12 protein-coding genes are annotated in these 12560 nt (G+C 52.5%); all 12 read left to right on the top strand.

What is annotated here, in order from left to right:
- Positions 1-3: 3 nt before the first annotated feature.
- Entirely contained in the window at positions 4-1392 is a 1389-nt protein-coding gene (gene murC, locus BLR64_RS23615; protein ID WP_090718302.1) for a UDP-N-acetylmuramate--L-alanine ligase, read from the top strand.
- A 353-nt stretch (positions 1393-1745) separates the two neighbouring features.
- Positions 1746-2909: a GGDEF domain-containing protein gene (locus BLR64_RS23610; protein ID WP_090718299.1), complete on the top strand. Its 1164-nt coding sequence runs from the start codon at positions 1746-1748 to the stop codon at positions 2907-2909.
- 56 nt (positions 2910-2965) lie between these two features.
- Positions 2966-4177 carry a GGDEF domain-containing protein gene (locus tag BLR64_RS23605; RefSeq protein WP_090718297.1) on the top strand — a complete coding sequence of 404 codons (1212 nt, stop codon included), beginning with the start codon at positions 2966-2968 and terminating at the stop codon, positions 4175-4177.
- Between the two features lie 330 nt (positions 4178-4507).
- Positions 4508-5692 carry a glycosyltransferase family 4 protein gene (locus tag BLR64_RS23600; protein WP_090718294.1) on the top strand — a complete coding sequence of 395 codons (1185 nt, stop codon included), beginning with the start codon at positions 4508-4510 and terminating at the stop codon, positions 5690-5692.
- Between the two features lie 83 nt (positions 5693-5775).
- A complete protein-coding gene (locus BLR64_RS23595; RefSeq protein ID WP_090718292.1) occupies positions 5776-7149 on the top strand; it encodes an SPOR domain-containing protein in 1374 nt (457 codons plus the stop codon).
- A 522-nt stretch (positions 7150-7671) separates the two neighbouring features.
- Positions 7672-7917, top strand: a complete 246-nt coding sequence (locus BLR64_RS23590; RefSeq protein ID WP_068728431.1) for a DUF4321 domain-containing protein — start codon at positions 7672-7674, stop codon at positions 7915-7917.
- A gap of 37 nt (positions 7918-7954) precedes the next feature.
- Positions 7955-8563 (top strand): Maf family protein, encoded by a 609-nt coding sequence (locus tag BLR64_RS23585; protein WP_090718290.1) that lies wholly within the window; start codon positions 7955-7957, stop codon positions 8561-8563.
- A 20-nt stretch (positions 8564-8583) separates the two neighbouring features.
- A complete protein-coding gene (gene radC / locus BLR64_RS23580; protein WP_090718288.1) occupies positions 8584-9273 on the top strand; it encodes a RadC family protein in 690 nt (229 codons plus the stop codon).
- A 40-nt stretch (positions 9274-9313) separates the two neighbouring features.
- Positions 9314-10348: a rod shape-determining protein gene (locus tag BLR64_RS23575; RefSeq protein ID WP_068728428.1), complete on the top strand. Its 1035-nt coding sequence runs from the start codon at positions 9314-9316 to the stop codon at positions 10346-10348.
- 58 nt (positions 10349-10406) lie between these two features.
- Positions 10407-11285: a rod shape-determining protein MreC gene (gene mreC, locus BLR64_RS23570; RefSeq protein WP_090718285.1), complete on the top strand. Its 879-nt coding sequence runs from the start codon at positions 10407-10409 to the stop codon at positions 11283-11285.
- A complete protein-coding gene (gene mreD / locus BLR64_RS23565; RefSeq protein ID WP_090718282.1) occupies positions 11285-11815 on the top strand; it encodes a rod shape-determining protein MreD in 531 nt (176 codons plus the stop codon). The genes mreC and mreD overlap by 1 nt, the downstream gene beginning before the upstream one ends.
- An 80-nt stretch (positions 11816-11895) precedes the next feature.
- Positions 11896-12555, top strand: a complete 660-nt coding sequence (locus BLR64_RS23560) for a septum site-determining protein MinC (protein WP_090718280.1) — start codon at positions 11896-11898, stop codon at positions 12553-12555.
- Positions 12556-12560 lie beyond the last annotated feature (5 nt).

Below are 12560 nucleotides of genomic sequence, written 5' to 3'. Positions count from 1 at the left end.
CTGTTGGATACTACTGAACGTGTGCATTTTATTGGGATCGGCGGCTACGGTATGAGCGCGATTGCCCGGGTAATGCTGGAAATGGGATACACGGTTACGGGCTCCGATGTGGCGGCCCAGGAATTAACCGAAAAACTGATTGCCAAAGGCGCCAAGGTCTATATCGGGCATACGGCCGAGCAGGTTAAGGGTGCCGATCTTGTTGTCTATTCAACTGCGCTTGCAAGCGACAATGTGGAGTGGGTGGAGGCCGAGCGCCTCAACATCCCGGTGCTGCACCGTTCCCAGATGCTGGCGCGTCTGCTGAATGAACGCAAGGGCGTTGCTGTTGCGGGAGCGCACGGCAAAACCACCACCTCCTCCATGATTGCATTGATCATGGAAGACTGCGGAGTGGACCCGACGTATATTATCGGCGGGGAGATTATGAATGTCGGTACAAATGCCAAGGCAGGACAAGGGGAATACGTAGTAGCAGAAGCAGACGAGAGTGATGGTTCCTTCCTCCAGTACCACCCCTGGCTGGCTATTGTAACCAACATTGAAGCAGACCATCTGGAGAATTACGGCGGTGATTTCGGCAAGCTGAAGGCCGCTTACGTCCAGTTTATGAATCAGCTGCGTGAAGACGGCACGGCGATTGTATGTGCTGATGATGAGACAGCCAGCTCTCTATTGTCTGAAGTGAAGGGCAGCATTATCACTTACGGCATTGACTCTCCGGATGCGGACTACACTGCGACTGATATCGTGCTGGGGGACAGACAGGTTTCCTATACGATGAATCATCAGGGGCGCGTGCTGGGCAAGATTGAGCTGTCCATCCCGGGCAAATACAATCTTTACAACTCGATGGCTGCGGTAATCGCCTGCCTGAAGTCAGGCGTTGCCTTCGATGCCATTGCTGCCGCCATTGTGAAATTCCATGGCGCCAAGCGCCGCTTCCAGGTGCTGGGCGAGGTTAATGACATTCTGGTCATTGATGATTACGCCCACCATCCGACGGAAATTCAGGCTACGATCAGCGCCGCCAAGGCTACCGGCAAAAAGATCATCGCCGTATTCCAGCCGCAGCGCTATACGCGTACCTTCTTCCTGCTGGATGCATTCAGCCGCGCCTTCAGTGAAGCGGATGAGGTCATTATTACCGATATCTACTCGCCGGCAGGCGAGAAGCAGATTGAAGGGGTGACCTCTGCTAAGCTGGTGGAGCTGATTGTCCAGAACAGCAATTCCAGCGCAAGGCATCTGCCGACCAAGGAAGCGGTGCTAGCCGATCTGCAGGGCCGTATCGCTCCGGGCGATCTGGTGCTCACCATGGGCGCAGGCGATATCTGGAAGGTAGGCTACAAGCTGGCCGAAGACCTGCGTGAACACGGGAACAAGGAATAAATTAGCGGAGCTGCGCCGCCTGAGGCAGTGATCCGCTATGCTGAGCGTATTCTCTCTGGGTTCAGAGGGAATACGCTTTTTTATAAGTTGTCCTGAGTCCCCGCAATGTACCTGAATCAGCCTCCATGAGTGGCCCCGCTTTGCGGGGTTATTTGCTAATTAAGAATATATATGTTCTACGCTATCAATAATCCGTATCGTGGCCGCAGAAACGGTTACCGCCTTCTCTGAAGGGCGGCATGGCCGTTTCTGCTTGTGCAGGTCAACTCTTTAGGGGTGTCTGCCGATAATAGATTTGATAGACTGCAGTTTGCTGCTTACTTAATGATTCCCGGACAGTTGGTGGTGTGATTATGGAGTTTCAGCTTGATATCAGAACCTTAGTGTACCTTTTCATCTTTGGGAATTTATTTACAGGGCTCCTGATCACCTTCTACCGGTTACATTCCCCGAAGGATACGGCTTCAGCTCTGTTCATCGGGGGCAAATGGGTACAGGTGCTCTTCTGGAGTTCAATCCTGCTGTGGGATTATCTGCCGCATAAGCTGATGATTCCGCTTAGCAATGTCCTGATCCTGATCGGGGGAATACTGGAAATTACGGCTCTTATGATGATGATGGATATCTTCGGGCGTACGGCCAGACTGTATTATGCGCTCCTGACAGCTTTAAGTGTCACCAGCTTCTGCGTGATCGCGCTGTTCTTCAACCAGGCCAACCTGCGGGTAGCATCTGCATCATTGTCGGTACTGCTGTATGTCCTCTATCCGGCTGGACGGCTGTCAGCGGGTAAGGAAACGCCACCTCTGCACAGGATGACCGGACTCGTCTTTTATGGAATGGCCTTTGCCATGCTGGCAAGGTTTATTGCCGCACTTTTTATTGACCCGGAGATGGGCGCGTTATCGGCTAATATGGCGCAGTATCTTTATTATGTGGGCATGTTTTTTATGCTTGTGTCGGGAACCGCGGCCTTTATTCTTCTCTCCAATGGGCATTCCTACGAAAGGTTGAAAAGAATCGCCACCTACGACTCTCTCACCGGTATCCTTAGCCGCAGGGCGTTTCTGCTGGAGGCGGAGCTGAAGCTTGCGCTTGCTGTTAAAAAAGGCCGGCCCTATTCCCTGCTGCTGCTGGATCTTGATCATTTCAAGAGGATTAATGATACCTACGGGCATGATAAGGGTGACGGAGTACTGCAGGAATTTGCCCTTACTGTGCAAAACAATCTTGGCAATGGCGCTTTGTTCGGGAGGATCGGCGGTGAGGAGTTCGCTGCGGTTCTGTACGGTCTGGGTGAAGCTGAGAGCAGCTGTAAGACGGAGCAGCTGCGTATGGCGGTAGCGGAAACCTCCAGGATCACCGGCACGATCGGGTATACAGTTAGCATTGGCGTCATGACGGTCATTCCGCGTCCGCACACCTCGGTCAATATGCTGTTCAAGCTGTGTGACCGGGCACTGTACCAGGCCAAGCAGGGGGGGAGAAACCGGGTCGTGCGTTACAGTAGCCACTAGGCGGGAAAGAGCGGCAAAATACATATTAAGATTCAGGAATAATCCGGGCGGGGAAGGTGAAGCACATAGCGGCAGCGGTCAGTTTGGATTTTGAAACAATGCTGGTATGCCTTTTTATTGTCAACTTCTTTACTGTTCTATTCATGCTGTCGCACCGTTCATACTATACGAAAGGCAGCGTTCTCAGGCCTTACATTATAGCCAAGGTGATTCAACTGCTGGCATGGATGCTGCTGCTTACAGAAGCCGCTGTTGAACTGCGTGGCATGCAGCTGCCGGTTATGCTGATAAGCCTGGCTGGGGGAATGATGGAAGCTTTGGCCCTTCTAAAGCTGCTGGGAGTTTACAATGCCGGAATCCGGCGTGTATATTACAGGCTGGCAGGTATATCGGGGGCCGGGGTGCTGCTGCTGGCGGGGCTGTATCCTTCAGCGGAGTCGGCCGGCGCCCTGACTGCGGTGGCTGGTGCGGCCATGATTATCTATCCTGTCTATTTACTCTGCATGAAGCTGGGGGAGACTCCGCTGCAAAAGCTGACCGGGCTGCTGTACGGCCTCGCCATCATCGCGCTGCTCGGGCAGGCGGTTCACCTGCTGTATGCGCAGCCCTTGGCAGGCTCGGCGGCATCCCGCTGGCTGCAGGAGTTTTTTTATATCAGCCTGTACCTGCTGATGTTTCTGGGTACGGCCGGATACATGCTGCTATCGCGGGAGTATACTTATGCTGAATTGGAGCGCGTGGCCACCTATGATGAGCTTACGGGAATCCTGAACCGCAGGGCTTTTGTAGTGCGGGCCCGGCCGCTGATTGCTGAAGCAGCCAGAGCAGATGAACCCTTTTCTTTTCTGCTCCTTGACGTGGATCACTTCAAGCAAATCAATGATACATTCGGACATGAGACCGGAGATAAGGTGCTGTGGGATTTTTCGCGCAAAATCGAGGCTCAGCTCAGCAGCAGCGACCTGTTCGGAAGATTTGGCGGCGAGGAATTTGCAGTACTGCTGCACAGGGCGGATGAGACCGCCAGTACCGGCCTTGCCGAGCGGCTTCGGCGGTGCGTTCTGGGTGCGGTTATTGATGACACCTTGCTGCCCTATACAGTGAGCATTGGAGTGGTGACCATCCGCTCGGATAAGCGGGTACCGCTGGACAGATTATACAAGCTGACCGATTTAGCCCTGTATGAGGCCAAGCAAACAGGCAGAAACCGCGTCGTAAGAACCTATGAACACAGCAGTTTGCTGGACGAAAAAGTACCATCCTCTTAACTGGTTAAAGGAGGAGGATGCTTTTTTGTTTTGATTTTACCGCTATTATCAGGTCTTCCTTTCACACAGCCTCCTCGGCTCCTGCATTGATATTGTACGAAGCGTGCTACCAGAGGCAGTTATTATTACGGATGCCCACAATTTCGAGAGCAGCCAAATATTTTGATTGCCGATAGTGTTCTGCAGCTGCTGAGTCTTGTCTGAAGAATTTCATATTTTGAAATAAAAAAAGTTTTCTCCCATAAATCGACATTCTTTCACGTTGAACTGCGCTACTATTGATCTACAACTAAAGTTTCAGGTTTAAGTAGAATCAAGGAGTCGTAAGAGATGAGAGAGAGAATGCTGTATCTGTCAGCCCGGAACCGGGGTCCGGAGGAAGAATTTGAGGAAGAAACGCGCACGGAAGGGATGATCGGCATCCTGCTGGAGAAATTCGATATCGATCTGCTGGAATACTGCAGTTACGGACGGAAGACCCGCTTGAGGCCTGATCCCGCATTAAAAATACATGCAGTTACGCCTGCACCAAGGCCGCATACCATTCTGCGGAATTCACTGAATAAGCTGCGCGGCAGCTCTTATCATACCGATACGCATAAAGCTTTGCAGAATGAGATCAGGCACCTGTGCAAAAACAATGACTATAGTCATGTGTATATTACCCGGGGAGTGCCGGGCAGCTGCGTGGAACTCATTTCATCCCTGCTGCCGGAAGCCTTTATTATCACAGACGCGCTGTATCTGGAGAGCCGGCATTCTGAGGGGAAGGCAGCCGGCAAGCGGGGTCTAAGCAAACGTTATCACATGCTTAATGCAGCACTTTCCCGGCGGGATGAGCGCAGGCTGATGAACAAAACCGGACTGCTCCTGACTGTTTCGGAGTGGGAGGCGCTGTCCTTTAAGGCGCTGTCCTTTGCAGATGCAGGGAAGGTCCATGTGGTGCCGCAATTTATAGATCTGGACGAATACCGGTTCAGCAAGCCTGCCGTCAAGGAGGATGCGGTTCTGCTGCACTGGAATATGCAGACCAGTCAGGGCAAGAACACTGCGTTGACCTTCCTTAAGAAGGTGTTTCCGCTGATCAAGGAGAAAGTGCCGGGCTGCAAATGTTATATTGTCGGCCCCGAGATCCATCCGGAAGTGGCAGCACTCGCCAATCTGGATTCCTCAGTACAGGTTATAGAGGACGGCAGCGCCGTCCATGAATACATACGGCGCTCCAAAGCAGTTGTGGCCTCCCTGCGCGAAGGCTGCGGCGGCCAGCTGCGGATTCTTGAAGCGTGGGCGCTTAGGACGCCGGTAGTTACCGGTCAGAAGAGTGCGGAAGGATTAAACTGTGAACCGGGCCGCAACATTCTGCTGGCTGGTACGACCGGGGAAATGGCCAACCAGGTGCTGAGGCTGCTGCAGACACCGGAGCTGGGACCCATTATCGCCGATCAGGCCTACCGGACACTGCAGAAGCATTATGAAGCAGGTAATGTCCGGGCTAAAGTGCTCAGTCTGGTCTAAAGTATTATTATCTCAAAATAGCATATCCCTCTCTTTTCTATCATATATTCTCTTAAAGAATTGAAGATAGCGAGGTGTGGGACTTGAATAACGGAAAGATGACGTTCCGCTTTGATACAGGCTATGGCAGGGATAAGTCCGGACAAGCAGGAAGTATAAAGGATTCGGATTCCGGGCGGGGATATCTTGGTACGGCCCGGGATAACGGCACCGTTAAGGAATCCGGCACAAATGAAGGATACGGTAACGTTAAGAGTTACGAGGCGGCTATGGATTATGACATAGTCAAGGATTACCATACACTGCTGCATCGCGCCGATGTTTCTGAAGAAGTCCAGACATACAATACAGCTGATGATTCCGGCTTGCGGGCTGAACCGGTATCGGTGCACTACGGGGACCGGGATGATCTGAGCCGTGGCACCGGCCGCTCGGCATCGTCCTTCTTCCGTCCGGAGCCGGTGACTGACCTGTGGGAAAGAACACCGCGGTTTCGGACTCCGGAGGTTATCCAGGAGGACGGGGACGGCCGAAGTGACCGTTACTCTGAGACATATACGGAAGATGAGCCGGGCACGTTCGGGGATATCTCTTACTCCGGTCTCAGTTACGGGAGCGGAGGCTCTTACCAGACCCGCAGGCCGACCCATTGGTGGAAGTTCGCCTTATCCATCGCGGGGGCCCTTGGTACAGGGCTGCTGCTGGGGTATGCTGCGCTTAATTTCATCAGCGGTGTGAACGACGGCGGCAGCGGATCTAATCCGGCTGCCGTGCAGACTGCGGATGCAGGGGCTGCCGGCCAGCAGGCTGACGGCGGTGCTGTATCGCCGTCTGCGGCCGGCCGCATACCGGTTGCAGTTGCTTCGCAGAGCTATTACCTGCTTCAATACGGCGTGTTCAGCACACCTGCCGGAGCAGAGCAGGCGCAGCAGGAGCTGCTCGCTGCCGGACTGGCCGCCGGAGCTGATCCTGAAGGCGGCAACCGTGTCTATGCCGGAGTGTCGCCTGACCGTGAGCAGGCTAAGCTGCTCAGCAGCGGCCTCAAGCATCAGGGGATAGAGCTTTACGTCAGGGAGGTTAAGCTGCCTGCCTTGGAACAGGCTGCTTTTACCGGAGAGGGGGCGGCGGTAGACAGCTATTTCGCAGCCAGCACAGAGCTGCTGAATGAGCTGAGCAGCCTGTCGGCCTCCTTGCTAAGCGGTGCCTCAGGGTTACCGGATGCCGCTGCCGTCAGCAATCTTCATATGCAGTGGACCGAAGCCGTCAAAGCGCTGGAGCCTGGCCTGAGCGCGCAAGGGCAGAGCCAGTGCGCAAGTCTGCAGAAGGCAATGAGTCAGGGTATTGCCGCCCTGAATGAATACAACAAAAACCAGGCGCAGGGCCTGCTCTGGGAGATGCAGGAATCCATGCTGAGCTTCCTTACAGGTCAGAAGGCCCTGCTCTCCCTGCTTGCTTAGACTGGTGCAGTCCCCCGGCCGCGGTAACCCCGCGGCCGGGGGACTCTTCTATGTCTTGAGATCACTATGCTTGTTATTCAGTTATGAGGAATAGTAACTGGGGATTGGTGAACAAATTATGTGGAAATTCGCCACCTAATTCTTGCTCAATCAGCGGGAAAAGGATTTTAGTTGGAAAAAAGACACTTGTTTTGACGGATTCCGCTCTTAATTGGCGTTTTAGTCTGAATTAAGTGACAAATTTCCACCTAATCATAAGAAACGTTGGGAATTGGAGGAATTAAATGGCGAAAATCCAACTAAATTTGAAGAACGTCTCGTCAGGTGCACCCCCCAATCCCCCAATCCCGATCCTTATACCTATCCCCAAAGACGTCCCATGGGACATGTATCCTGCACTCCTCATAACCGGCTGATGCATGTTCGGTGGTAATCATTTCCGCTGAGGATTTTGAGTTTGTATTGAGCCAAGTTTCACCGTATAATAATTAGGGTGTCAAAAAATGGCGAGGGAAGACGTGGATGAAGAAGAAAAATGTAGGAACATTGCTGTTATTTCTTATTCTGGGCTGGCTCGCCGGTGCGTGGATCGCAAAGCTGCTGGAGCCTGTAAAAGCCCTGTCTTTGCTTACAGCTTCGACTGTCCTGTCATGGTCGCCGCAAGCCGATTTGGACATCATAACCTACGACATCACCATTCATTTGAAATTGTGCCTGCTCAGTCTTGCCGGTATGATTACAGCCGTGTGGCTGTACCGCAGGCTGTAGCCTTCAAGCTGCTGACTTTAGAAGGGACGTTTATACAGTGGAGCATGACAACTCACGAATCATTATCCTTGCTTCAGGCTCACCCCGCCGCCGGGAGCTGTTATCCAACCTTGGCCTGCCTTTCGAGGTGCAGGTCAGCGATGCGGATGAGAGTACGCCCGCAGATTATACACCGGAGATGATCGTGCACACCCTGGCTTTGCGCAAGGCGGAAGCCGTTTTGCCTGCTGCCCGGGATCGGAATGCAGTTATTGTCGGCAGCGACACTATTGTCGTGCTGGACGGTAAAGTACTGGGCAAGCCTAAGGATGCGCAGGACAGCCATGCTATGCTGAGCATGCTTCAGGGCCGTACACATGAAGTGTATACCGGCGTAGCCTGCATCGGGCTGCCGGACGGCAGGTCTGAAGTAGCGCACCGGGTAACCTCAGTAACCATGAGAGTACTTGGCGAAGAGGAAATCTCTGCCTACATAGCAACTGGAGAGCCTGCTGACAAAGCCGGCTCCTATGCGATACAAGGATTTGGTGCCACGCTGGTCGAAGAGATTCAGGGCTGTTATTTTAACGTGGTCGGACTACCGCTGTCGCTGCTTGGCGGCATGCTGCCCCGGTTTGGCATATCTGTGCTGGGCCGGCAAGGATAGTACAGGAGAGAGGGATAGGGATGGAGTCGCACACATTTATGCTGCGGGACCTCCCCCATGAAGAACGACCACGAGAGCGCATGATGCATTATGGGGCAGAATCACTCAGTCAGGCGGAGCTGCTGGCAATCCTCCTGCGCACGGGAACGCGCCGGGAATCAGCCATTCACATTGCCCAGCAGCTGCTGCGCCATTCAGGCGGACTCCGCGGGCTCGCGGATCTGAGCATTGAAGAACTTACGAATATCAAAGGCATCGGCCCTGCCAAGGCGGTGCAACTGAAAGCTGGCATAGAGCTGGGCAGGCGGATGGCGAACTCCAGGCTTACCGAGCCGGTCATCATCCGCAGCCCGCAGGACGCAGCTGAGATTCTGACAGAGCAGCTGCGTTATTTACAGAAGGAGCATTTTGTCTGCCTGTTTCTGAATACGAAGAATCATGTAATTGCACAGGAAACCTTGTCGATGGGCAGCCTTAACGCATCAATCGTGCATCCGCGCGAGGTGTTCCGGGCTGCCATGAAATGCAGCAGTGCAGCGATTATCTGTGCGCATAATCATCCCAGCGGTGATCCTGCGCCGAGTCCCGAGGATATTTCCCTGACCACAAGACTGGTTCAGGCGGGCGAAATTGTCGGAATTGACGTACTGGATCACCTGATTATCGGTGACAGCCGGTTTGTAAGTTTGAAAGAAAAAGGGTACATGTAATATAATTGTGCAGATTCACTAGGAAAAGGAGAATACAAGCATGTTAGGTGGTTTTACGAAAGATTTGGGGATTGACCTGGGGACAGCGAATACGCTCGTCTATGTACGCGGTAAGGGAATTGTAGTGAGAGAGCCTTCCGTGGTGGCCATTAATACTGATACTAAGACAATTGAAGCGGTAGGCGAATCTGCCAAAAAAATGATCGGACGCACGCCGGGCAACATCCGTGCCATCCGTCCGATGAAAGACGGCGTTATCGCTGATTTTGATACGACGGCGACAATGATCAAATACTTCATCCGCCAGGCGCAGAAGCAGCGCTCCATGTTCCAGCGGCATCCGAACGTGATGGTCTGTGTGCCTTCGGGCATTACTGCGGTTGAACAGCGCGCCGTTGAGGATGCGACCAAGCAGGCAGGCGCACGTGAAGCCTACATTATTGAAGAGCCTTTTGCTGCGGCAATCGGTGCGGATCTTCCGGTATGGGAGCCGACAGGCAGCATGGTGGTGGATATCGGCGGAGGAACGACTGAAGTTGCTGTTATTTCGCTTGGCGGTATCGTTACCAGCCGTTCTGTACGTGTAGCGGGCGATGAAGCGGATGAGTCTATTATCCAGTACATCAAACGCCAGTATAACCTGATGATTGGTGAACGTACGGCTGAGCAGCTCAAGATGGACGTAGGTTCAGCTCTGCCGCTTGAGAAGGCGGAAACGATGGAGATCCGCGGCCGTGACCTGGTAACGGGACTGCCGAAGACGCTGACCATTACTTCAGATGAGATTTGTGAAGCGTTGTCGGATACGGTAAATGCGATTGTCGAAGCTGTAAAAGTAACGCTTGAGAAATGTCCGCCGGAGCTTGCAGCCGACATTATGGACCGGGGCATTGTACTGACCGGAGGCGGCGCACTGCTGCGCAACCTGGACAAGCTGCTTGCCCGTGAGACAGGGATGCCGGTTATTGTTGCCGAGAATCCGCTGGATTGTGTCGTTATCGGCACAGGCAAAGCGCTTGATAACATTCATCTGTTCAAGAGCCGCAACAATACAGGACTTCGTCAGAAACGTTAGGCCTACAGCTATTTGTGCACATCAACCCCTGATATGGGTGGAATACGGTTGTTAGAGGGTGTTGAAACTGTTTAAACTGTTTAACAATAAACGTCTGTTCATCCTGCTGATTACACTGGTGATGTTCATCGTGGTCATGGGCTTCAGCCTGGGAACAAGGAAGTCCTTGTCCTGGCCGGAGAATTTTCTCAGGGATACGACCGGATTCGTGCAAAATTTGTTCTACAAGCCCGCTGGATATGTAGCGGGCTTCTTCCAAGATATCGCAAATTTGCATGATCTGGCCGAAGAGAACGAGCAGCTCAAAATTCTGGCCGCCCAGTACGCGCGGGATAAGGCGATTTATAATTTCACCAAAGCGGAGAATGAGCGTTATAAAGAAAGACTTGAGTTCAAGGAAGCCCAGAAGAAGCTGTACGATTATGAACTTCACATTGCGCAGGTTATCAGCCTGACGACTGAGCCTAGCAACAGCTCGGTTGTAATTGATCTAGGATCGAAGGACGGAATTAAACCCAACATGTCTGTAATTTCGTCTGAGGGGATGGTCGGTGTTATCAGTCAAGTGAGTAATTTCACCTCGACTGTGAAGCTGATGACGATGATGGATATCAACGATCCCAATTCCCAGCCGCCGATTGCCGGAACAGCGCTGAACAAAGAGCAGAACAGCTTCGGGATGATCGAGAGCTATGACCCGCAGACCGGATTGCTGGAAATGAACAAAATCCCGGTTGGCGATCCGATCGCTGTTGGTGATACCATTATTTCTTCAGGCGGTGGAGGAGTATATCCGCGTGGTTTGACCATTGGTACTGTAAAGAGTGTTCAGGAGGGAGCCTATGGCTATACCTCAACTGCCCTCATTGAACCTACGGCCAATTTTCAGGACTGGAAGGATCTGTTCGTGGTGTTTACGGAGGAGCGTGCTGAATAGTGAGGATGCGCAGATCAGTTCTTATCCTGTTGTTATTTCTTTTGTTCATTATTCAGGGAACCCTTTTGCCATGGCTGCTTCCAAATGCCTGGGAAATGAGAATCATCCCTAATCTTGTCTTTATCGTAATTCTGTTTGTTACTGTTTATCATCACCGGCATACAGCACTTATTCTGGGTTTAGCCTTCGGCATGCTGCATGATGTGGTTTTTTATGGAAGAATCCTTGGAGCCCATTCCTTTGCAATGGGCTTATCCGCCTATCTGATCGGTCTGGTGTTTCAGCTTCCCCGGGCGCCTCTGCCGCTGATGATGTCGGTTGTGCTGCTCGGCAGCCTGCTGGAGAACAGTATCCTTTTTGGTATTTACAGTGTGTTCAATTTGAACCGGGAGCCTTACAATTGGGCGCTTCTGAATCATATGCTGCCGACCATGCTGTTCCATTTCGCTATCGGGCTGCTTCTGTACATTCCGGTAAGGCGCCAGCTGGAGCTGCTGAAGAAAGAGACGCAGAAGGAAGAATCCGCGTAGCAGGGCGCCGTAATTTCTTTGAGACCAAGCAGGAATTTACCTGATCCGGAACGAATGAATGAGGATGGGGGGACAGGCATATGACAGTAAAATCCAAGCACGTGAGGATTAAGGGCATCAAGGACGGCCTGGTATTCCTGCTAGACGACAAGTGTCCCTTTGAAGATCTCTTAAGCGAGCTGCGTTACAAGCTGGAGCACAGCCATCAGAATATTCTAACCGGACCGATTGTGCATGTGGACGTTAAACTGGGCAGCCGTCCTGTTACTGAGGAAGATAAGGAAGCTGTGCTGGAGATTCTGAAAGGTCAAGGCAACCTGCTGATCCGGTCCATAGATGCGGTTGTTGAATCCGCCCAGGCCGATCAGGACGTCCTGTTCATTATGAGCGGAATTATCCGTTCCGGCCAGGTGGTTCATCATGTTGGTAACCTGCTGTATCTGGGTGATGTCAATCCGGGAGGGACGGTTACCTGCACAGGTGATATTTATGTTCTCGGAGCGCTCAGGGGCGTCGCTCATGCCGGTGTGGACGGTAATCAGGAGGCGATAATCGCCGCTTCTTTATTAACCCCGACCCAGCTGCGGATTGCCGATTGTATAAGCCGGCCTCCGGATGAATGGGGAGCCCGGGAGAGCAGTATGGAATTTGCCTATTTGTCCAGTGGTGCTATGCAAATCGATAAAATTCATAATATAGTCAAAGTACGTCAGGGTTTAAATGTGTTTAAAGGGGTGTAGCCTCC

Source organism: Paenibacillus typhae (assembly GCF_900099765.1).
Classification (GTDB): Bacteria; Bacillota; Bacilli; order Paenibacillales; family Paenibacillaceae; genus Paenibacillus_AQ; species Paenibacillus_AQ typhae.
Note: the sequence above shows the minus strand (reverse complement) of the source record. Positions and strands in the feature narration are given on the sequence as shown.

Coding starts and splice junctions, on each gene's coding strand:
- BLR64_RS23610 (WP_090718299.1), top strand. CDS start 1,746: ATGGAGTTTCAGCTTGATATCAGAACCTTAGTGTACCTTTTCATCTTT.
- BLR64_RS23600 (WP_090718294.1), top strand. CDS start 4,508: ATGAGAGAGAGAATGCTGTATCTGTCAGCCCGGAACCGGGGTCCGGAG.
- BLR64_RS23590 (WP_068728431.1), top strand. CDS start 7,672: ATGAAGAAGAAAAATGTAGGAACATTGCTGTTATTTCTTATTCTGGGC.
- radC (WP_090718288.1), top strand. CDS start 8,584: ATGGAGTCGCACACATTTATGCTGCGGGACCTCCCCCATGAAGAACGA.
- BLR64_RS23575 (WP_068728428.1), top strand. CDS start 9,314: ATGTTAGGTGGTTTTACGAAAGATTTGGGGATTGACCTGGGGACAGCG.
- BLR64_RS23560 (WP_090718280.1), top strand. CDS start 11,896: ATGACAGTAAAATCCAAGCACGTGAGGATTAAGGGCATCAAGGACGGC.